A 19999-nucleotide genomic window follows, 5' to 3' on the forward strand; every position below is an offset into this window, starting at 1 on the left:
GCCAAACTCAAAACACAGGTGTGCGGAATTCGCCCACCTAGCCGGGGGGCGAAGCAGATATGAGATTGATCCTTTTGGGACCGCCGGGCTCGGGCAAGGGAACCCAGGCGCAGCGGCTGGTGCACCGGCATGGCATCGTCCAGCTCTCGACCGGCGAGATGCTGCGTGCCGCGGTTGCCGCGGGCACCCCGGTCGGCCTGCAGGCCAAGGAGGTCATGGCCAATGGCGGCCTGGTTCCCGACGAGGTCGTGGTGGGAATCATCGCCGACCGAATCGAGGAGCCCGATGCCAAGAAGGGTTTCATCCTCGACGGCTTCCCGCGCACCGTGCCGCAGGCGGAGGCGCTCGACGAGCTGCTCCGCAAGAAGCACCTCAAGCTCGATGCCGTCATCGAATTGCGCGTCAATGAGAGCGCGCTGCTGGCCCGCGTCGAGAAGCGCGCCGAGGAAACCCGCGCGCGCGGTGAGGAAGTCCGCCTCGACGACACGCCGGAAGTGCTGACCAAGCGCCTGGCGCAGTACCGTTCGATGACGGAGCCGCTGATTCACTATTACTCGGAGCGGCGGAAGCTTTTGACCGTCGATGGCATGATGACCATCGAGCACGTCACCCGCGAGATCAACCGGATCCTGACCGCGCTCGGCGCGCTGGAACCGAAGGAGCACGAGGAGCCCAAGCGGGCTGCCAAGAGCGCCTCGAAGGCCTCCAAGACGGCCAAGAAGACCGCGAAGAGGGCGACCAAGAAAGCCGCCAAATCGGCCAAGAAGGCCGCCAGACCGGCCCGGAAGGCCACCAAGGCGGCCGCCAAGGCCACGGGGACGAAGAAAGCCGCCAAGAAGGCTGCAAAGAAGGCCGCCAGCGCCGCGAATGCCCGGAAGGGGGCAAAAGCCCCCAAAAAGGCAGCAAAAAAGCTCACGAAAAAGCGAGCTAAACGCTAGGAGCGGTTGACGAAACCGACATGAATCCTTTAATAAGCCCCGCATCCAAGTTGGATAGTTTTATGACGATGCCGGGCCCCGAAGGACATGAGGGGAAGGGCGTCGTGTTCGCGTTTGTGGACACAAGCCCGCAGAGAGCAAGAACTTGAGAAGCCCGTATCCGTGATGGAGCGGCGACAGGAGAGAAGTCCGTGGCCCGTATTGCCGGCGTGAACATTCCGACCAACAAGCGCGTGCTGATCGCGCTTCAGTACATCCATGGCATCGGCCAGAAGAACGCTGCCGATATCATGGAGAAGGTGAAGATCCCCGTGGACCGTCGCGTCAACCAGTTGACCGACCAGGAGGTCCTCCAGATCCGCGAAGTCATCGACCGCGACTATCTGGTCGAGGGCGACCTCCGTCGCGAGGTCGGCATCAACATCAAGCGGCTGATGGACCTCGGCTGCTATCGCGGCCTGCGTCATCGCCGCGGTCTGCCGGTGCGCGGCCAGCGCACCCATACCAACGCGCGCACGCGCAAGGGGCCGGCCAAGGCGATCGCCGGCAAGAAGAAGTAAGTTTTGCGAATTGCAGGTGGGGAGTAGCGAATCGAAATTCGCTACTCGCCATTTGCGTTTTGAGGTGTAGCCGCTGGCACTACGGCGGCGTTGAGATCACAGGAAAGGTTTGAAATGGGCAAGGAAGCCACCCGCGTACGCCGCCGCGAACGCAAGAACATCGCCTCCGGCATCGCGCACGTGAATTCGTCGTTCAACAACACGACCATTACCATCACCGACGCGCAGGGCAACACCATCGCCTGGTCGTCGGCCGGCACGATGGGCTTCAAGGGCTCGCGCAAGTCGACCCCCTATGCCGCGCAGGTCGCGGCGGAAGACGTCTCCAAGAAGGCGCAGGAACACGGCATGCGCACGCTGGAGGTTGAAGTGGCCGGCCCGGGTTCGGGCCGTGAGTCGGCGCTTCGTGCGCTGCAGGCCGCGGGCTTCACCGTCACCTCGATCCGCGACGTGACCACGATCCCGCACAATGGCTGCCGTCCGCGCAAGCGTCGGCGCGTTTGATCTGTAAGTCGCGGGCGGCGTCCAGCCGCTCCGCGATGGTTTTTGGAATTGACCGCGCGGACTGATCCGCGATCTCCAACGCCAGGTTTGGCCGATCGATTGGCCCGATGACCGGCAAAGGGTGAAAAAGTGACGATCCAGAAAAATTGGCAAGAACTCATTCGACCGAACAAGCTGCAGGTGACGCCGGGCTCGGACGCGAGCCGGTTCGCCACCGTGGTCGCCGAGCCGCTCGAGCGCGGCTTCGGCCAGACGCTCGGCAACGCGCTGCGCCGCATCCTGCTGTCCTCGCTGCAGGGCGCGGCGGTGCAGTCGGTGCACATCGACGGCGTGCTGCACGAATTCTCCTCGATCGCCGGTGTCCGTGAAGACGTCACCGACATCGTGCTCAACATAAAGGACATCTCGATCAAGATGCAGGGCGAAGGCCCGAAGCGCATGGTCGTGAAGAAGCAGGGCCCGGGCGCCGTCACTGCCGGCGACATCCAGACTGTCGGCGACGTCACCGTGCTCAACCCCGATTTGCAGCTCTGCACGCTGGACGACGGCGCCGAGATCCGCATGGAGTTCACGGTCACGACCGGCAAGGGCTACGTCGCCGCCGAGCGCAACCGTCCCGAGGACGCGCCGATCGGCCTGATCCCGGTCGACAGCCTGTTCTCGCCGGTCCGCAAGGTCTCCTACAAGGTCGAGAACACCCGTGAGGGCCAGATCCTCGACTACGACAAGCTGACCATGACGATCGAGACCAACGGCGCGATCACGCCGGAGGACGCGGTGGCCTATGCCGCGCGCATCCTGCAGGATCAGCTCAACGTGTTCGTCAACTTCGAAGAGCCGCGCAAGGAAGTCACGCAGGAGATCATCCCCGATCTCGCGTTCAACCCGGCGTTCCTCAAGAAGGTCGACGAGCTCGAGCTGTCGGTGCGTTCGGCGAACTGCCTGAAGAACGACAACATCGTCTACATCGGCGACCTCGTGCAGAAGTCGGAAGCGGAAATGCTCCGCACCCCGAACTTCGGCCGCAAGTCGCTGAACGAGATCAAGGAAGTGCTGGCCCAGATGGGTCTGCACCTCGGCATGGAAGTGCCGGGCTGGCCGCCGGAGAACATCGACGAGCTCGCCAAGCGCTTCGAGGATCACTACTGATCCGATTCAATCATCATGGCCGGGCTGTCCCGTCCATGATTCTACCGGGCGAACGCAGGATGCCCACCTGCACTTGTCGCTGAACCACCGCGACAGAATTGAAGAAGGAAGAAGTCAATGCGTCACGGCAAGGTTCATCGGAAGCTCAACCGCACCGCCGAGCACCGGCGTGCGATGTTCGCCAACATGGCGGCCGCGCTGATCAAGCACGAGCAGATCGTCACCACGCTGCCGAAGGCCAAGGAGCTGCGGCCGATCGTCGAGAAGCTCGTCACCCTCGGCAAGAAGGGTGGGCTGGCCCTGCGCCGCCAGGCGATCTCGGAGCTGCGCGACCAGGATCAGGTCAAGAAGCTGTTCGACACGCTGGCGACCCGCTACAAGGACCGCCAAGGCGGCTACACCCGCATCATCAAGGCCGGCTTCCGCTACGGCGACAACGCCGCGATGGCCGTGATCGAGTTCGTCGATCGCGACGTCGACGCCAAGGGCCAGGACTCCGGTCCCGCCCAGGACAAGGAAGCCGAGGCGGCGTAAGCCAATCTCGAGCCCAGGTTTTGAAAACGGCGCCTTCGGGCGCCGTTTTTGTTTGTTGCGCTAGCCCGCGCGGATGGTGGCGATGAAATTGTCGAGTTCCTGCTTCAGGCGGCCGTTGCCGTCCGACAGCAGCCGCGACGAGCTCAGCACCTGGGACGAGGCGCTGCCGGTCCTGGAGGCGCCGCTGGCGACCTGTCCGATGCTGACCGCGACCTGCGAGGTTCGTTCCGAAGCGACCTGAACGTTTTCCGCGATGCTCCGCGTCGCGCTGCCTTGCGCATCGATGGCGTCGGCCACATCGGAGGCGATCTGCGCGATCCGCTGGATGATGCCGGCGATATCGCTGATCGCACCGGCGGACTCCCGTGTCGCAGCCTGGATATCGGCGATCTGTGCGCGGATGTCTTCGGTCGCCTCCGCGGTCTGCCTGGCGAGCGTCTTGACCTCCTGCGCGACCACGGCAAAGCCGGAACCCGCGGTGCCTGCGCGCGCCGCCTCGATCGTCGCGTTGAGTGCGAGCAAATTGGTCTGCCGCGCGATCGCAGCGATCAGCTGCACCACGTTGCCGATGCGGTCGGCAGCGGATGCGAGCTGCGCCATCCGCGCGTCGGTCTGTTGCGCCTGCGCGACGGCGTCGCTGGCGATGTCGGCCGATTCGCTGACCTGGCGTCCGATCTCGGAAGCCGATGCGATCATCTGTTCGGTCGCCGCCGCGACCCGCCTGACATTGTCGGAGGCCTCCTCGGAGGCCGCCGCGACGTTGGCGGACAGGTCCTGGGTGTGATGGGCGGTGTCGCTCAGATCGCGGGCCGATGCCGCGAGCTCTTCAGATGCCGCCGAGACGGTTGCGATGACATTGCCGGCGCTCGCCTCGAACGCTTCCGCGAGCCGCGCCAGCTCGGCCTTGTGCCGATCGGCCGCGCGGCGGTCTTCCTCGCGCCGCGCGTCGAGCTCGGCGCGCGCCTTGTCCTGCGCCCGGGTCTTGAAGCTTTCCACGGCGCGCGCCATGCCGCCGATCTCGTCGCTGCGCTCGAGGCCGGGCAGCACGACGTCGAAATCTCCTTCGGCGAGCCGGCGCATCGCCGCACTCATCCGGCTGATCAGGCCCGCGACCCGCCGGCCGAACAAGATCGCAAACAGCGTCAGCACGAACGCAACGATGCCGATCAGCCAGCTGAAGGCCTGCCGGAACGCGTCGGCCCTGCGCTGCGCGAGTTCGGCACGGACGTTGGCGGCGTCCGCGACCTTGACCAGCGCCGGCCGGGTGCGGTCGAAAATCTGGCTGAGGTCGTCGAGCTGGTCGTCGAGCGTCTGGCGCGAAACCAGGAAGCCGGCGAAAGCAAGCTTGTAGGCGTGGGCGAGACCGAGCAGTTCAGTCTTCACGTTCGTGGCGAGGGTGGATGCCGCCAGCGCGGTCTCGAACTCGTCCTCGCGCTCGTTGAGCTGGTCGCCGAACCGCTCTTCGCCACTCAATGCGAAATCCTTTTCAAGCCGGCGCATTGTCAGCAGCAGGACGGTGAGGCGCGGCTGATCGACCTGTGCAACCCTGGCTTCGAATTGCTGGACCGCGCTGCGCAGCTTGCCCTGCAGGCCGTCTGTCGGGGTCATGCCGAGGATGCGCTGGGCGCCGACGATGTTCTGGAAGCGCGTTGCGTAGAGATTGATGCCGCTCCGCAGCGAGGCGACTTGCCGGATCGGATCACCGTCCGGCGCAGCCATCGCGAAAGCTTCGAGCTTGTCGAGCAGGGCGATCTCGTCGGCAACGCGAGCGGAAAGCTTCTTCGCTAAACCCTCATCGCGCGATTTCAGGAAGCGGGCCGCGATCTGCTGCGTCTCAAGGAAGCCGTCCGAGAGCTCGGAGAGCTGCGCCCTGAAGCGCATGCTGTCGTCCGACTCGCGCTGCACATTGGCGGCGTAGTCGAGGCCCGCAAGGCAGGTGACGCTGATGATGGCGACGCCGCCGATCCCGAGCATCGCGATCTGGTTCTTGAGGCTCGGGCGAAATCGCTTCAGGATATCAGCGGCGAACGGCTTCATCCTGGACACAACGAACATCTGATGCATTCCTGTCAGTCGCAGGGCTCCGGACGTCGTCGTTGAAGAAAAGTCGGGTCCGGTTGCCAACACAACAGCTCGCGCTGTTTGCGGCGACGCTTAGCGGCGGCGAATTGACAATGTGTGAAAGCGTTCAGCGCGCACGCGATGTTTCATGTGAAGATTGGATGAAGGCCGCAGTGACGATGCATCAACCAACATTGCGCGCGGCGATTTGACTCGCGGCGAAACTGCGCACCGTGCCTCGCGCGTCATCCGCACGACATGGTTGTCATCGGCATCGGGCGGTGCTGAGATGCCGGTCCGCACGGCCGCGAACTTTTGCATGCGGCTGCCCAAACCCTGGTTGCATCCGCGTACCCGCATTGAGATATGTCAGGTACGACTGACAGGAGACCTCCCAATGAAAATCGACCTTTCCGGAAAGACTGCGCTGGTGACCGGCTCGACCGCGGGCATCGGCAACGCCATCGCCAAGGGGCTGGCCGCGACCGGCGCCGAGGTCGTGGTCAACGGCCGCGGTCAGGCCAAGGTCGATGCAGCGATTGCTGCGATCGCCAAGGCGGTGCCGGGCGCCAAGGTGCGCGGCATCGCCGCCGACGTCTCGACCGCGGCCGGCTGCAAGGCGCTGCTCGCGGCGCTGCCGGACGTCGACATCCTCGTCAACAATGCCGGCATCTTCGAGCCGAAGGGCTTCTTCGACATTCCCGATGAGGATTGGAGCCGCTTCTTCGAGGTCAATGTGATGTCGGGCGTGCGGCTGTCGCGCGGCTACATGCAGGGCATGCTGAAGCGCAACTGGGGCCGCATCGTCTTCATCTCCTCGGAATCCGGCCTCAACATCCCGACCGAGATGATCCATTACGGCACCACCAAGACCGCGCAGCTTGCGATCGCGCGGGGGCTCGCCGAGCTCACCAAGGGCACCGCAGTGACCGTCAACTCCGTGCTGCCGGGACCGACCATGTCCGAGGGCGTCGAGACCTTCGTCAAGGATCTCGCCAAGCAGAACGGCCAGTCGGTCGAGGAGGCGGCCTCCAATTTCGTCAAGCAGCACCGGCCGACCTCGCTGCTGCAGCGCTTTGCCAGCACCGAGGAGATCGCCAATCTCGTGGTCTATGTCTGCTCGAAGCAGGCCTCCGCCACCAACGGCGCCGCGCTGCGCGCCGAGGGTGGTATCGTCCAAACGATCGCGTGAGGCGCGGCCATGTCAGCCTACGTGATCTCCGAGGTCGACGTGAAGGATGCGGCAGGCTTCGAGGCCTATCGTACCTTGGCCGCCAGGACCATCGCGCTATATGGCGGACGTTATCTCGTGCGTGGCGGTGCGGCCGATGTGGCTGAAGGGGGGCCGTCGCCGAAGACCATCATCGTCGTCGAGTTCCCCTCGATGGCGCGGCTGCGCGAATGGTACGCGTCGCCGGAATATGCCGAGGCGCTCAAGCATCGGCGGACCGCGCTGGACCGCCGGCTGATCTTCGTCGAGGGCGTGCCGCCAGTCTAACGGGCTATCCCTTGGCGCCGTCGAGAAACTCGCTGAACCCTGCCGGGCGGTAGGGGCCGAAGCATATCTGCTCCAGCACGCCGATCCCTGTCCGGTCGCCCTGACGGGCGCGCACCACCTGTTGCACGTGCACGTTCTCCCGCGCCAGCGGGTCGAGCGTCGCGGGATCGAACGATTCGCCGCCGATTTCGAGCTCGCCCTTCCACATGCCCTGGCCCCATTGCGGATGGCCGTAGCCGAGGCCCTTCATCTGGAATTTCAGGATCGGGTCGAGCGCGATGGTCGTGGTATGGCCGTCGATGTCGACGAGGTCGATTTCGGCCGACTGCGCCAGCCGGGTGTTCGGCACATATTTGACGCGGTGCCGGGCAGTCGCCATGCGGCGGTCGAGGCCATCGACGACGCCGGGGATCTCGGCCTCGCTGCGGTAGAGCGGCGCGGTGATGCCCTCGCGGACCAGCGCCTCGCCTTGAGTGCCGTCGAAGAAGATCGCGTGCGAGATGTGGTCGTCCCAGACCAGCGGTGCCCACAGGAAGAACACGCTCGGCAGCGGCATCGGCGCGCCGCCGACGTCGCGCTCGCCGACATTGCGCACGCCCCAGGAGCGATCCTTGGTGCCGTAGCAGGTGCGATCGTCGACCTTGATCTCTCCATCGGGGTGACGCACCACGCCGTGCCAGCGGCCGAACTGGTCGAACCGGGTCGAGTCCATCGCGCGGCGGTCGCCCGACCACAGCGTCTGCCGCGCTTCCTGGATCGCGGCCGTGCGCGCGGAGAAGGTCAGGTCACAGGCAAGGCCCGTCGCATTGTCGTCGAGCACGACCCGGGTCCGCAGCATCGGCTCGATCACCTCGAGCCGGAACGGGCCGACCTGCATCTCGGTGCGCTCGAGCGGCGCCCGCCGCGACCCGTAGAAGCAGTGCTGCCGTCCGCCGCGCTCCACCACGCTGAACGCGCAATCGAGGATCCTGCGGTGCGGGTAGATCGCAATCCCGATGCCGAAATAATACGCGCCGTCGGCGGTGTAGCCGTTGAACCAGGTCCGGTCATAGACATTGCGGTCGCTGGTGACGGGAACCGCGATCGGCTCCGGGGTCTGGTGGATCGGGAAGTCGTCAAGCTTGTTGAGCACACGGGCCCCTTTCGATAGTCCTTTGACTTCTTCTTGACGCGTTTTCTTCGCGCGAACCGGTACCCACTTCGCTCGAAAACGCTTCAGTCCTGCCAGTATGCAAAGCTGTCGTGATCCAGGGCTTGCGCGCAGGCGCCGCGGGTCATTTTTAGGAACAGCGCGTCGCCGCGCTCGGAGCGCTGCACGCTGAGCGCGGAGACCACGCCCATCATGATCCCGTGCAGCGTGTAGCGCCGGTAATCCCGCCAGCACTGGTCCCAGCCATAGTCCTGCACGCCGCGGCGGATCAGCTCCGAATGATAGAACCGCACCAGATCGGCTTCATGCAATCGCCGCTCGGACGGCTCGATGCCGGCCGACAGGAAATAGGCGACGTCGACGATGCCTGGCCCCACCGTGAATGTCTGCCAGTCCAGCGTCGCCATCGGTCGGGTATTGCCACGGACGTCAAAGAGGATGTTGTCCAACCTGAAGTCCGCATGCTGCAGGGTTCGCGGCGTCGATTGCTCCGACTGGTAGCGCGGGATCGCGTCCGGAAGCCGGTCGATCAGATCGAGGAACTCCGGCTCGATCACGCCAAGATATCGCTCCTTGTAGTGACCGATAATGCCCGGCAGCACCGCGCGAAGGTCTCTGCGCCGGCTCGCGGCAACCGTGAAGCAATGCGCTGCGGCGAGCGTCGGGTCGTTCCATCGCGGCGCATGCAGTGCGGCGGCCTCACGCATCGCCGTCAGGCAATCCTCGATCGCGCATCCGGCGAGCTGGTCGCCCGGGCGCGCCGGCGCCAGATCTTCCAGGATCAGCGTGAAGTCGTCGGTCGCCGGATCAATCTCGGCGAGAATTGGCCGCGGGGTGTGAATGGCGACGGTCGCCGCCAGCTCGCGATAGAATGCGACCTCGCGGATGTAAAGCGTGTGCGCGGAACCGGAGCGGCGGCTGTCGGGATCTGCCGCCGGAAATTTTCCGACGACGCTCGCGGGTGCGTTCGGCTCATTGCCGGCATAGGTCAGGTGAAATCGATAGCTGTCGCCGACGAGGCCGTTGCCGACCGGCTTGCATGCGAGATCGATGACCCTGGCCTGGTCGATCAAGCCGGCTCCGCGCAGCGCCTGCGTCATCCACTCCGGATCGATCCGCGACGGATCGGCCGTGAGCAAACTCATCGGCGTCCTCCCATCCCCTTGTATCCTCTTGGGGCGTCACCACCGTTCCGGCCGCGTCTTGCGCGGCCGGATTGAGGACGGGGTGATCGTTACGCAAATCATACAGGCGATCGTGGCTTTGGCAAAAGCCACGCGCCGGCCAGTGGGGATAACGCGAGGTGCGCAGGGCGGGTAGGGTCGGTTACACTGATGCCGACCCACCGTACGAACGGGAGGGCCTACCAGCCTTCCAGCACGATCTTGCCGCGTGATTTGCCGCTTTCGAGCAGCGCGTGGGCGCGCTTGAGATTCGCTGCGTTGATGGTGCCGAAAGTCTGGTCGAGCGTGGTGCGCAGCACGCCCTTGTCGATCAAATCTGCGACGTCGTTGAGCAGATGATGCTGCGCGATCATGTCAGGCGTCTGGAACGACGAGCGCGTGAACATCGATTCCCAGTGCACCGACACCGCCTTGCCCTTGAAGGCGGCAACGTTGAACTCGGCGGGATCGTCGATCAGGCCGAACTTGCCCTGAGGCGCGATGAAGTCGGCGATCGACTTGTAGTGCTGGTCGGTGAAGGTGAGGCTCGCGACAAGGCCGACCGGCGGCAGCTTCAATTTCTCGATCTGCTCCTTCATCGGCTGCGAGTGGTCGATCACCGCATGGGCGCCGAGATCGAGGCACCACTTCTGCGACTCCGGCCGGGTCGCGGTCGCAACCACGGTCAGGCCCGTGAGCCGGCGCGCCAACTGGATCAGGATCGAGCCGACGCCGCCGGCACCACCGGTGATCAGGAGCGTGCGCGGATCGAGGCTCTTGCCCGGCACCGCGCCGAGCCGGTCGAACAGCAGCTCCCATGCGGTAATCGAGGTCAGGGGCAGGGCGGCGGCCTGCGCGAAAGACAGCGACGCCGGCTTGTTGCCGACGATGCGTTCGTCGACCAGATGGAATTCCGAGTTGGTGCCCTGGCGCAGGATCGAGCCCGCGTAGAACACCTCGTCGCCGGGCTTGAACAGCGACACGTCGGGCCCGACGGCCTCGACCACGCCGGCCGCATCGAAGCCGAGGATCTTGGTGCCGCCATCGGTCGGCGCCGCGCGCTTGCGCACCTTGTAGTCGACGGGGTTGGCCGAGATGGCCTTCACCGCGACGCGGATGTCGCGTCCTTTCGGCTCAGGCTTGGCGATCTCGAAATCGACGAGCGAATCCGCCGCCTCGATCGGCAGCGACTTTTGGTATCCGACGGCCTTCATGCCTGGTCTCCGTGGTGGGCGATTGCCTGCCATCTTACCTGTCGCGCTGGCGTCCTTTTGGCAAGTACTGTAAAAACAGGGAACTAGTCCCTGTTTGTATACTATTGGGAAATTACCGATGAAACGGAAGAATTTTGCCCGCCGGCCGGGCTGCGCGGTCGAGGCCGCGCTCGATCTGATAGACGGCAAATGGAAGGGCGTGATCCTGTATCATTTGCAGGCCGGCACCCAGCGCTTCGGCGAGCTGCGGCGGCGGATGCCCGGCATCACCCAGCGCATGCTGACCAAGCAGCTGCGCGCGCTCGAGGACGACGGCCTCGTGATCCGCAAGGTCTATGCCGAGGTGCCGCCGCGGGTCGAATACACGCTGTCCGAACTCGGCGAGAGCCTGCGTCCGGTGATCGATATTCTGAAAGCCTGGGGCGAGGGCCATCAGGAGCGGCTGTCCTGCGCACCGGCGCCGGAGGTCGTCGTGAAGAAGAAGCGCGCGGCCTGATGGGTGTTCGCGCTTCACCTCTCCCGGAGGGAGAGGTCGGATCGCATCGCATGATGCGATCCGGGTGAGGGATCACGCTGCACCGAAGAAGCGGCACCCCTCACCCGAATTGCTTCGCAATTCGACCTCTCCCCATAGGGAGAGGTAAGTTACGTCAGAACGCCACCTGCGTGCGCAGCGCGACCGCGTCGAACTTCGAGCCGGTATCCGCGGCGGAGGTCGCCGAGGCCTGCTTGGCGACGTCGCCGTGCAGATAGTTCAGCATGAAGCGGACGTTGTTGTTGACGTACCAGTTCAGCGCGGCGGTGTAGACGGTCTGCCGCCCACCGGCGATGCCGACCGCCTGGCCGACCTGGTCGTTGAGGTTCATCGTGCTGACGCGGCCGGCGATTTCCCAGGCGCCGATGCCGCCGCCGGCGAGCGAGAACGGATCGTGAGGCTTGATACCGCCATAGGAGGCGGTTGAAGTGTTGTAGGCGTGGTTCTCGCCGGTCAGCACGTAGCCGACCTGCGCGTAGCCGCCATCGAATTTCAGGCTCGGCGCGCCGAACGGCGGCAGCCCGGTATTCGCGGAGCGGTCGACATTGAACCAGTAATACTCGCCCTGTGCGATGAACGGACCATAGGTCGCCGCCGCCTCGACGCCGTAGACCTGCGCGCCCGAGACGTTGGCGATCGCACCGGTTGAGATCAGCGTCGTCGGATCGATGCGCAGCTCAGGCCGGTCGCTCAGCGTCAGCGTCTGCGCCTGCGTCAGCTGGTTGCGCGGCGGCTGCACCAGCCATTCCGCATCGGCGCCGATATGCACCGAGTAGTCCTTGCCGCTGATCGGATTGCCGGCGACGCGAACAACGCCGCCATACTGCTCGGACGTTCCGGCCGGCGCGGCTGATGACGCGGAGTGGATCGCGCCCGTGGTCGGTCCGGTGACGTAGCCGCCGATCCAGAGCTGGTCGTTCCACCAGCGGGTGCCGGCGGCCGAACGGAAGTCTCCGGCCGCGACGTTCTGGGCGATGATGCCGGCCGAGGCGCGCTCCATGAACAGGATATCATTGGAGCTCGTGGACTCATCCATCGTCCACAGCAGGTCCATGATGCCGCCTTCGATCGCCATCTTGCCGCCGAACGGCCTGAAGCCGGTGTAGCTCAGATAGGCATTCTCGACGCCGGAGGTGCCGCCGCCGGGCAGCGATCCCGGTGCCGCGCCACCGAAGCCGTCGGACGAGCCGCCGAAGTCGTAGATCAGCGCGTAATTCCAGTCGCCGAAGAACTTGCCGACGATGCCGATGCGGGCGCGGCGCAGGTTCTCGCCGCTGTCGAGCTTCTGCGGCGAGGTGGCTGCGGTGTTCGGACGATAGTCGTAGCCGCCGACGTCCCAGTGCACGCGGCTCGTGATCGCGACGCAATTCTGTTCGTCGGCGGTACAGATCGTCGGCCGGTTGTTCGGCATCGTCACCACGACGCCGGACGGTGCGACCGGGCCCTTCACCGGGATCGCGGCATTGGCGCTTGCGACGCGCGCGGCCTTGGCATCCGCCGCCTTGGCGTTGGCATTTGCGCTGGCCGCGGTCGCCGTATTGGCGTTGGTCTGCTTCTGCAGCTTGTCGAGCTTCTGCTCCAGCATCTTCAGCTGCTGCTTGAGCAGCGCGATCTCGGCATCACCGCCGCCGCCTGCCGATTGCGAATAGGCCGGCGAGGCGGCGAGCGCCCCCGCAAGCCCGATGGCGATTGCACCAACTTTTGTCGCACCCATTGTGTACCCCTGTTGTGTTTGACTTCCCCACTCACTCACTGAAACGTCCTAGGAGTTGATCGTGACCGACGCACGACAGCGCTTCCAGGCTTCGCAGTTCCGCTTGTTGTCCGCAGGCAACAAGCGGAGCGGCGCAGTGAGATGACAGCCATCATAGAAGCTTGGCGGGGCGCTTCAACTTGGCTGCCGCCGGTTTTGCACCGGTCGGCAGGGGGGCAGTTATCCGGCGCCGCGCCCTTCAATTGCCCGGCGAACACGCCTATATTCCGGCGTTTCCACGAGAGGTGAGAATGCTCCGACCTGTCCGCTTGGCTGCCCTATCCGCTCTGTGCACGTTGGTTTTCATGGGGAATCTCTCCCCGCTGGCGGCCCAGGACCGTCGCGTGCCGTCCTCCCAGGCCGAGCTCCAGCTGTCCTATGCGCCGATCGTGCAGCGGGTGCAGCCGGCGGTGGTCAATGTCTACGCCGCCAAAACCGTGCAGAACCGCAATCCGTTCCTGGACGACCCGATCTTCCGCCGCTTCTTCGGCGTGCCGGGGCAGCAGCCGGAGCAGATGCAGCGCTCGCTCGGCTCCGGCGTGATGGTCGACGGCTCCGGCCTCGTGGTGACAAACAATCACGTGATCGAGGGCGCCGACCAGGTGAAGGTCTCGCTCTCCGACAAGCGTGAGTTCGAGGCCGAGATCGTGCTGAAGGACAGCCGCACCGACCTCGCGGTGCTGCGCCTGAAGGGCACCAACAAGGAAAAATTCACGACGCTCGACTTCGCGAATTCCGATCAGCTGCAGGTCGGCGACGTGGTGCTCGCGATCGGCAACCCGTTCGGCGTCGGCCAAACCGTGACGCACGGCATCATCTCGGCCTTGGCGCGTACTCAAGTCGGGATCACGGATTATCAATTCTTCATTCAGACCGACGCTGCGATCAATCCCGGCAATTCGGGCGGCGCGCTGGTCGACATGACCGGACGGCTCGCCGGCATCAACACCGCGATCTTCTCGCGCTCCGGCGGTTCGCAAGGCATCGGCTTTGCGATCCCGGCCAACATGGTGCGCGTCGTGGTGGCTTCCGCGAAGAGCGGCGGCAAGGCGGTGAAGCGGCCATGGCTCGGCGCGCGGCTGCAGGCGGTCACGCCCGAGATCGCCGAGACGCTGGGACTGAAGCTACCGACCGGCGCGCTGGTCGCCAATGTCGCGCCGAACAGCCCCGCGGCGAAGGCCGGGCTCAAACTGTCCGACCTGATCGTCGGGATCGACGGGCAGTCCATCGACGACCCCAACGCGTTCGACTATCGCTTCGCGACCCGTCCGCTCGGCGGCAACGCCGAGATCGAGGTGCAGCGCGCCGGCAAGCCGGTGAAGCTGACCGTGCCGCTGGAGACCGCGCCCGACACCAACCGTGACGAGATCGTGCTGACCGCGCGCTCGCCGTTCCAGGGCGCGCGGGTCGCCAACATCTCGCCGGCGCTGGCCGACGAGCTGCATCTCGATGCCGGCGCCGAGGGCGTGGTGGTGACCGAGCTCGCCGATGACGGCACCGCCGCCAATGTCGGCTTCCAGAAGGGCGACATCATCCTCGCGGTCAACAACGAGAAGATCGTCCGGACCAGCGACCTCGACAAGGCATCCAAGGCGGGCTCGCGGATCTGGCGCATCACGCTGGTGCGCGGCGGCCAGCAGATCAACGTGACGCTCGGCGGATGAGCCCCAAGGAATGAGCGCAAAGCAACCGCGCGAGGCTGGCAACCTGTTCGCCGCGGCGGGGATGGAGCAGGACGCGCCACACCCGCTGCCGGACCGGTTGCGGCCGCGCACGCTGGCCGACGTCGTCGGCCAGGATCACATCCTCGGCCCCGACGGCGCGCTGACCCGCATGCTGGAGACGCGCACCTTGGGCTCGCTGGTGTTCTGGGGCCCGCCCGGCACCGGCAAGACCACCGTGGCGCGGCTTTTGGCCGACGCAACCGAGCTGCATTTCGAGCAGATCTCCGCGGTGTTCTCCGGTGTCGCCGATCTCAAGAAGGCGTTCGATGCCGCCCGTGCCCGCCGCGAGATGGGCAAGGGCACGCTGCTGTTCGTCGACGAGGTGCACAGGTTCAACCGCGCGCAGCAGGATTCCTTCCTGCCCGTGATGGAGGACGGCACGGTGGTGCTGGTCGGCGCCACCACGGAAAACCCGTCCTTCGAGCTCAATGCGGCGTTGCTGTCGCGCGCCCGCGTGCTGGTGTTTCACTCGCTCGATACCGCTGCGATCGAACGGCTGTTTGCCAATGCCGAGAAGATCGAAGGCAAGAGCCTGCCGCTCGATGCCGAGGCGCGCGCCGTGCTGGTGCGGATGGCCGACGGCGACGGCCGCGCCTCGCTGACATTGGCCGAAGAGGTCTGGCGCGCCGCGCGCAAGGGCGAGGTGTTCAATGCCGAGCAGTTGCAGGCCATCCTGCAGCGCCGCGCGCCGATCTACGACAAGTCGGCCGACGGCCATTACAATTTGATCTCGGCGCTGCACAAGTCGGTGCGCGGTTCCGATCCGGATGCGGCGCTGTACTATCTGGCGCGGATGTTCGATGCCGGCGAGGATCCGCTGTTCCTGGCGCGGCGTGTGGTGCGGATGGCGGTCGAGGACATCGGGCTGGCCGATCCGCAGGCGCTGGCGGTCTGCAACGCCGCCAAGGATGCCTATGATTTCCTGGGCTCGCCGGAGGGTGAGCTCGCGATCGCGCAGGCCGTGGTCTATCTCGCCACCGCGCCGAAATCGAACGCGGTGTACACTGCGTTCGGCGCTGCGATGCAGACCGCCAAGCAGGGCGGCTCGCTGCTGCCGCCGAAGCACATTTTGAATTCGCCGACCAAGCTGATGAAGTCGGAAGGCTACGGCACCGGTTATCAGTATGACCACGATCAGCCCGACGCGTTCTCCGGCCAGGACTATTTCCCGGAAGCGCTGGGCCGCCAGACTTTCTACGATCCGCCCGACCGCGGCTTCGAGCGCGAGATCCGCAAGCGGCTCGACTATTGGGCGCGGCTACGCAAGGAGCGGGGCGGGCCGTAGCGCTCGTCATTGCGAGCGAAGCGAAGCAATCCATCTAGCCGAATATGCGGAGCTATGGATTGCTTCGTCGCTATCGCTCCTCGCAATGACGGCGGTACTTTCGCGATTTCGGAATAATAGAAGAATATCCCTGAGTTGCCCGACGTGTCAAGTTGTTTGGTCGAACGCCCGCCGCTGGCTGCTTTGCATGGGGTTGTTTTCGATATTTTTCCAACGCCCGCTGCGACGGACCCGTGAGCATCAGGGGCCGCCGCCAAAGCCGATGTCGTCCGTCGCATTCCAGGGCTCCTTCCGAGGCTCTGCCCGATGGCCGGAAGCGGCCGAACATGGCCGATGCGGCAGCGGATTTACACCGATTTCGCCGTGACGATTCGCGGCATTTGCGCTAGGCACAATGCAGGTCTGGAGCCGAAAAACCACCATGAGCCGCCGTATCAAGAGAACCATATCGCCGCGCGACCGTACCAAAGCGGGTGCGAAGGGGTCCGCGAAGGGGCGTGACAGGGATCGCGATCAGGATCGTGGTAAGGCCGCGGCCGGGCCTCGCGGCCGCAAGCCCGACGAGCGCAAGTCCGGTGATCGCCCGTTCTCGCAGCGTACCGCCGCCAAGCCGCCGCGCTTTGCCGAGCCACGCCGCGACCGCGAGGAGCGGGTCGAGCCTCGCGCCGAGAAGCAGGCGGCCGAGCAGCCATTGCCGACCAAGGTGCAGACCGTCGTCGTCACGGCAGACGAGAACGGTATGCGGGTCGACCGCTTCCTCGAGGCGCGGTTTCCCGGCCTGTCGTTCTCCCATATCCAGCGCATCGTCCGGAAGGGCGAGCTTCGGGTCAACGGCAAGCGCGCCGATTCCAAGGACCGGCTGGAGGAGGGCCAGAGCGTGCGGATTCCGCCGCTGCGGCTCGACACGCCGAAGACGTCAGGCGCGCTCTCGGAGGCCGAGGCGAAGACGCTGCAGGCGCTGAAGGACATGACGCTGTACGAGGACGACGACGTGCTGGTGCTGAACAAGCCGGCCGGCCTCGCCGTGCAGGGCGGCTCCGGTATGACGCGCCATGTCGACCAGATGCTGGAGGTGATGCGCGACCCCAAGGGGCAGAAGCCGCGCCTCGTGCATCGTATCGACCGCGAGACCTCCGGCTGCCTGCTGATCGCCAAGACGCGTTTCGCTGCATCGTTCCTCACCGGCGCGTTCCGCCATCGCTCCGCGCGCAAGATCTACTGGGCGCTGGTCGCCGGCGTGCCGAAGCCGAAGCAGGGCCGGATCTCGACCTACCTCGCCAAGGAGGAGAGCGAGGAGGACAGCATCATGCGGATCGCCGAGCATGGCGACGAGGGCGCCAGCCACGCGGTGACCTATTACGCCGTGGTCGAGGCCTCCGCGACCAAGCTCGCCTGGGTCTCGCTCAAGCCGGTCACCGGCCGTACCCATCAATTGCGCGCCCACATGGCGCATATCGATCACGCGATCGTGGGTGACCCGAAATACTTCAACAAGGAGAACTGGCAGCTGCCGGGCGGCCTGCAGAACCGGCTGCATCTGCTGGCCCGCCGCATCGTGATTCCGCATCCGCGCGGCGGCGTGATCGATGTCAGCGCGCCGCTGCCGCCGCACATGCTGCAATCCTGGAATCTGCTCGGGCTCGAGGCCGACCGGTTCGACCCGATCGAGAACGCGCCCGAGGAGTGACGGGCCGGCCGCCCTGCAATATCCGTCGCGACAGCAAGAACGATCAAACCGTGCCGCGCACGGCCTCTATGTTGCCGCGCGCCGGTCGTTGCCGGTATGCAATCATCAGAGAGGCTGACCATGACCCGGACCTGGCTACGCGTCGCGCTCTTCCTCATCGGCTCGGCTGTCGCCGCTGGAGCGGCGCAAGCCGAGACCGTGGTGCTCCGCGGCGGTACGCTCTACGCATCCGCCGATGCGGCGGCGCTGCCCGATGCGGTGATCGTGATCTCGGACGGCGTCATCAGCGCGGTCGGCAAGTCCGGCGAGGTCAAGGTGCCGTCGGATGCGCGGGTCATCGATTGCAGCGGCAAGACCGTGGTTGCCGGGTTCTGGAACAGCCATGTGCATTTCACCGAGCACGTCTGGCACCTCGCCGGCGAAGCGCCGGCCGCGCCGCTGACGCAGCACATGCAGGAGATGCTGACGCGCTGGGGATTTACCACCGTCTGGGACCTCGGCTCCGATCCGCGAAACATCCTCCCATTGCGCAAGCGCATCGCCGCCGGAGAGGTCGCCGGTCCGAACATCTTCCTCGCCGGCAGCATCTTTCCGAAGGACGGCCATCCGGCCTATCTGCCCGCCGATATGCAGCTGCCCGAGGCATCGACCCCTGACGAGGCCACGCAACTGGCGCGCAGCTACATGGACCTCAATCTGGATGGCGTGAAACTGTTCACCGGTGTCTTCAAGGGCAACAAGCCGGTCGTGAACATGGACCCGGCGATCGCCAAGGCTGCGGTCGACGTGGCGCATGCACAAGGCAAACCGGCGTTTGCCCATCCGCAGAACAAGACCGGTGTCGAGACGGTGATCGCGGCCGGCGTCGATATCATGGCGCACACCGACCCGAGCGAAGGCGGCTATACGCCGGAGCAGCTGGCGCGGTTCAAGGCACAGAACACCGCGCTGATCCCGACGCTGTCGCTGTTCACCACGGTCGTGCTCGATCCCAACGTCACCAAACAGCTGGTCGCGGCGACCGTCAACCAGCTCAAGCAGTTCTCGGAGAACGGCGGTCCCGTGCTGTTCGGCACCGATGTCGGGTTCACGAAGTTGTACGACACCACGCAGGAATTTCAGCTGATGCATCGCGCGCTGTCGGAACGCCAGGTGCTGGCCTCGCTGACCACCAACCCGGCGCGGTTCTTCAAGGCCGCGAGGAAAGGCAAGGTCGAGCAGGGTTTCGACGCCGATCTCGTGGTGCTCGACGGCGATCCGCTCAGCGACGTCGCCAATCTCGCGAAAGTGAGCACCACCATCCGCGCCGGTCACGTGATCTATCAGAAGCCGTGAAGGCCGGCCGGGGAACTCGCTTATCAAGGGCGGCGTTGATGCAGCTGGCAATCACTTGAACCAGCGCCGCGCCGTCACGAGATATAGGCCATGAAGCGATCCTTGATTATTGCCTGCACCTTGCTCTGGGTCATCGGCGCGCCGAGCGCCTTTGCACAAAAGCAAATAATCCTCGGGCCCGGTGGCTCGATCTACAATCCGACCCTGCCGCCGCCGCCACCGCCACCTCCGCCGCCCAAGATCGAGGTGCCGCCGATCCCCAAGATGGACGCGGTCACGCAGCCGAACCTGCGTGCTCCCGCGCGCAGCTCGTTCGGCGACCGTGTCAGCCGCTGCCTCGACGAGGCCGCAGCCTCAGGCTTGAACCAGAGCGACCGCGCTGCCTATTCGCGATCCTGCGCCAATACGCGTGACTGACGCCGGCAGGTGTCAGAGCTTCAGCTTGTAGCCGATGTGGCTGGCGACGAAGCCCAGCCGTTCATAGAAGCGGTGCGCGTCGGGGCGCGCCTTGTCGGTGGTCAGCTGCACGAGGTCGCAGCCTCTCGTCCGGCACTGCCCGATCGTCCATTCGAACATCTGCTGTCCGACGCCTGAACTCCGGTGCATCTCGGCAATTCGGACCGCTTCGATCTGTCCGCGCCAGGCGCCCATGCGTGCCAGTCCGGGGATGAAGCTGAGCTGCAAGCAGCCGATCACCTCGCCGTGCAGGATCGCAACCACCTGCAACTGGTTGGGATCGGCGAGGATGGCTTGGAGCGCATCGACATATCGCGGGTTCGGTGGCGAGCTCGAATCCTCCCGCTGCTGCCCCAGCGTGTCGTTGGCGAGGAGCGCGATGATCGCCGGAAGGTCGGCGGGCTGAGCCTCGCGGAATGCGATTGACGTCATTGAACGGGGTGTCCATTGCAA

19 protein-coding genes are annotated in these 19999 nt (G+C 65.3%); 13 read left to right on the forward strand and 6 right to left on the reverse strand.

The features are described 5' to 3' along the window. Positions 1 to 59 precede the first annotated feature (59 nt). The 5 genes from ACTUWL_RS30800 (at position 60) to rplQ (ending at position 3685) form a co-directional block, all read left to right on the forward strand. Positions 60 to 938 carry an adenylate kinase gene (locus ACTUWL_RS30800; protein WP_021081646.1) on the forward strand — a complete coding sequence of 293 codons (879 nt, stop codon included), beginning with the start codon at positions 60 to 62 and terminating at the stop codon, positions 936 to 938. A 191-nt stretch (positions 939 to 1129) separates the two neighbouring features. Then, complete coding sequence (gene rpsM, locus ACTUWL_RS30805) at positions 1130 to 1498, forward strand: 30S ribosomal protein S13 (RefSeq protein WP_016843766.1); 369 nt, start codon at positions 1130 to 1132, stop codon at positions 1496 to 1498. Between the two features lie 114 nt (positions 1499 to 1612). Then, the gene (gene rpsK, locus ACTUWL_RS30810) at positions 1613 to 2002 is read left to right on the forward strand and encodes a 30S ribosomal protein S11 (protein ID WP_006021048.1); all 390 of its coding nucleotides are present in this window, start codon (positions 1613 to 1615) and stop codon (positions 2000 to 2002) included. Between the two features lie 129 nt (positions 2003 to 2131). Beyond that, entirely contained in the window at positions 2132 to 3151 is a 1020-nt protein-coding gene (locus ACTUWL_RS30815; protein WP_018272129.1) for a DNA-directed RNA polymerase subunit alpha, read from the forward strand. 117 nt (positions 3152 to 3268) lie between these two features. Further along, positions 3269 to 3685, forward strand: a complete 417-nt coding sequence (gene rplQ / locus ACTUWL_RS30820; RefSeq protein WP_021081645.1) for a 50S ribosomal protein L17 — start codon at positions 3269 to 3271, stop codon at positions 3683 to 3685. Between the two features lie 60 nt (positions 3686 to 3745). Here the strand turns inward: rplQ and ACTUWL_RS30825 are convergent, their stop codons facing one another. Further along, positions 3746 to 5740 (reverse strand): methyl-accepting chemotaxis protein, encoded by a 1995-nt coding sequence (locus ACTUWL_RS30825; RefSeq protein ID WP_021081644.1) that lies wholly within the window; start codon positions 5738 to 5740, stop codon positions 3746 to 3748. Positions 5741 to 6143: 403 nt separating this feature from the next. Here ACTUWL_RS30825 and ACTUWL_RS30830 point away from each other — a divergent pair, with 403 nt between their 5' ends. Further along, positions 6144 to 6938 carry an SDR family NAD(P)-dependent oxidoreductase gene (locus tag ACTUWL_RS30830; protein ID WP_021081643.1) on the forward strand — a complete coding sequence of 265 codons (795 nt, stop codon included), beginning with the start codon at positions 6144 to 6146 and terminating at the stop codon, positions 6936 to 6938. A 9-nt stretch (positions 6939 to 6947) separates the two neighbouring features. Next, positions 6948 to 7244, forward strand: a complete 297-nt coding sequence (locus tag ACTUWL_RS30835) for a DUF1330 domain-containing protein (RefSeq protein ID WP_021081642.1) — start codon at positions 6948 to 6950, stop codon at positions 7242 to 7244. 4 nt (positions 7245 to 7248) lie between these two features. Here the strand turns inward: ACTUWL_RS30835 and ACTUWL_RS30840 are convergent, their stop codons facing one another. The 3 genes from ACTUWL_RS30840 to ACTUWL_RS30850 all read right to left on the reverse strand — a co-directional run bounded on the left by ACTUWL_RS30840 (position 7249) and on the right by ACTUWL_RS30850 (position 10771). Continuing rightward, positions 7249 to 8376, reverse strand: coding sequence for a hypothetical protein (locus tag ACTUWL_RS30840; protein ID WP_021081641.1), 1128 nt, complete (start codon positions 8374 to 8376; stop codon positions 7249 to 7251). A gap of 83 nt (positions 8377 to 8459) precedes the next feature. Continuing rightward, complete coding sequence (locus tag ACTUWL_RS30845) at positions 8460 to 9539, reverse strand: phosphotransferase (RefSeq protein WP_021081640.1); 1080 nt, start codon at positions 9537 to 9539, stop codon at positions 8460 to 8462. Positions 9540 to 9757: 218 nt separating this feature from the next. After that, entirely contained in the window at positions 9758 to 10771 is a 1014-nt protein-coding gene (locus ACTUWL_RS30850) for a zinc-binding alcohol dehydrogenase family protein (protein ID WP_021081639.1), read from the reverse strand. 118 nt (positions 10772 to 10889) lie between these two features. Between ACTUWL_RS30850 and ACTUWL_RS30855 the strand changes: the two genes are divergently transcribed. Beyond that, entirely contained in the window at positions 10890 to 11267 is a 378-nt protein-coding gene (locus ACTUWL_RS30855; RefSeq protein WP_021081638.1) for a winged helix-turn-helix transcriptional regulator, read from the forward strand. 154 nt (positions 11268 to 11421) lie between these two features. Here ACTUWL_RS30855 and ACTUWL_RS30860 read toward each other — a convergent pair whose 3' ends face one another. Next, positions 11422 to 13020 (reverse strand): OprO/OprP family phosphate-selective porin, encoded by a 1599-nt coding sequence (locus ACTUWL_RS30860; RefSeq protein ID WP_021081637.1) that lies wholly within the window; start codon positions 13018 to 13020, stop codon positions 11422 to 11424. A 344-nt stretch (positions 13021 to 13364) separates the two neighbouring features. Between ACTUWL_RS30860 and ACTUWL_RS30865 the strand changes: the two genes are divergently transcribed. The 5 genes from ACTUWL_RS30865 to ACTUWL_RS30885 all read left to right on the forward strand — a co-directional run bounded on the left by ACTUWL_RS30865 (position 13365) and on the right by ACTUWL_RS30885 (position 19507). Then, the gene (locus tag ACTUWL_RS30865; protein WP_106940542.1) at positions 13365 to 14723 is read left to right on the forward strand and encodes a DegQ family serine endoprotease; all 1359 of its coding nucleotides are present in this window, start codon (positions 13365 to 13367) and stop codon (positions 14721 to 14723) included. 10 nt (positions 14724 to 14733) lie between these two features. Continuing rightward, on the forward strand, positions 14734 to 16068 hold the full coding sequence (locus ACTUWL_RS30870) for a replication-associated recombination protein A (protein WP_021081635.1): 1335 nt from the start codon (positions 14734 to 14736) through the stop codon (positions 16066 to 16068). A 421-nt stretch (positions 16069 to 16489) separates the two neighbouring features. After that, positions 16490 to 17755, forward strand: coding sequence for an RluA family pseudouridine synthase (locus ACTUWL_RS30875; protein WP_035653200.1), 1266 nt, complete (start codon positions 16490 to 16492; stop codon positions 17753 to 17755). A gap of 120 nt (positions 17756 to 17875) precedes the next feature. Beyond that, a complete protein-coding gene (locus ACTUWL_RS30880; protein WP_021081633.1) occupies positions 17876 to 19090 on the forward strand; it encodes an amidohydrolase family protein in 1215 nt (404 codons plus the stop codon). A 90-nt stretch (positions 19091 to 19180) separates the two neighbouring features. Next, complete coding sequence (locus tag ACTUWL_RS30885) at positions 19181 to 19507, forward strand: hypothetical protein (protein ID WP_021081632.1); 327 nt, start codon at positions 19181 to 19183, stop codon at positions 19505 to 19507. A 12-nt stretch (positions 19508 to 19519) separates the two neighbouring features. Here the strand turns inward: ACTUWL_RS30885 and ACTUWL_RS30890 are convergent, their stop codons facing one another. Continuing rightward, positions 19520 to 19978 (reverse strand): GNAT family N-acetyltransferase, encoded by a 459-nt coding sequence (locus ACTUWL_RS30890; protein ID WP_021081631.1) that lies wholly within the window; start codon positions 19976 to 19978, stop codon positions 19520 to 19522. Between the last annotated feature and the right edge of the window lie 21 nt (positions 19979 to 19999).

The organism is Bradyrhizobium sp. WCU1, from assembly GCF_053474805.1.

Bases quoted from the DNA above. Each gene is read 5' to 3' on its own strand.
- ACTUWL_RS30800 (WP_021081646.1), top strand. From the start codon at position 60: ATGAGATTGATCCTTTTGGGACCGCCGGGCTCGGGCAAGGGAACCCAG.
- rpsK (WP_006021048.1), top strand. From the start codon at position 1,613: ATGGGCAAGGAAGCCACCCGCGTACGCCGCCGCGAACGCAAGAACATC.
- rplQ (WP_021081645.1), top strand. From the start codon at position 3,269: ATGCGTCACGGCAAGGTTCATCGGAAGCTCAACCGCACCGCCGAGCAC.
- ACTUWL_RS30825 (WP_021081644.1), bottom strand. From the start codon at position 5,740: ATGTTCGTTGTGTCCAGGATGAAGCCGTTCGCCGCTGATATCCTGAAG.
- ACTUWL_RS30830 (WP_021081643.1), top strand. From the start codon at position 6,144: ATGAAAATCGACCTTTCCGGAAAGACTGCGCTGGTGACCGGCTCGACC.
- ACTUWL_RS30835 (WP_021081642.1), top strand. From the start codon at position 6,948: ATGTCAGCCTACGTGATCTCCGAGGTCGACGTGAAGGATGCGGCAGGC.
- ACTUWL_RS30845 (WP_021081640.1), bottom strand. From the start codon at position 9,539: ATGAGTTTGCTCACGGCCGATCCGTCGCGGATCGATCCGGAGTGGATG.
- ACTUWL_RS30850 (WP_021081639.1), bottom strand. From the start codon at position 10,771: ATGAAGGCCGTCGGATACCAAAAGTCGCTGCCGATCGAGGCGGCGGAT.
- ACTUWL_RS30855 (WP_021081638.1), top strand. From the start codon at position 10,890: ATGAAACGGAAGAATTTTGCCCGCCGGCCGGGCTGCGCGGTCGAGGCC.
- ACTUWL_RS30860 (WP_021081637.1), bottom strand. From the start codon at position 13,020: ATGGGTGCGACAAAAGTTGGTGCAATCGCCATCGGGCTTGCGGGGGCG.
- ACTUWL_RS30865 (WP_106940542.1), top strand. From the start codon at position 13,365: ATGGGGAATCTCTCCCCGCTGGCGGCCCAGGACCGTCGCGTGCCGTCC.
- ACTUWL_RS30870 (WP_021081635.1), top strand. From the start codon at position 14,734: ATGAGCGCAAAGCAACCGCGCGAGGCTGGCAACCTGTTCGCCGCGGCG.
- ACTUWL_RS30875 (WP_035653200.1), top strand. From the start codon at position 16,490: ATGAGCCGCCGTATCAAGAGAACCATATCGCCGCGCGACCGTACCAAA.
- ACTUWL_RS30880 (WP_021081633.1), top strand. From the start codon at position 17,876: ATGACCCGGACCTGGCTACGCGTCGCGCTCTTCCTCATCGGCTCGGCT.
- ACTUWL_RS30885 (WP_021081632.1), top strand. From the start codon at position 19,181: ATGAAGCGATCCTTGATTATTGCCTGCACCTTGCTCTGGGTCATCGGC.
- ACTUWL_RS30890 (WP_021081631.1), bottom strand. From the start codon at position 19,978: ATGACGTCAATCGCATTCCGCGAGGCTCAGCCCGCCGACCTTCCGGCG.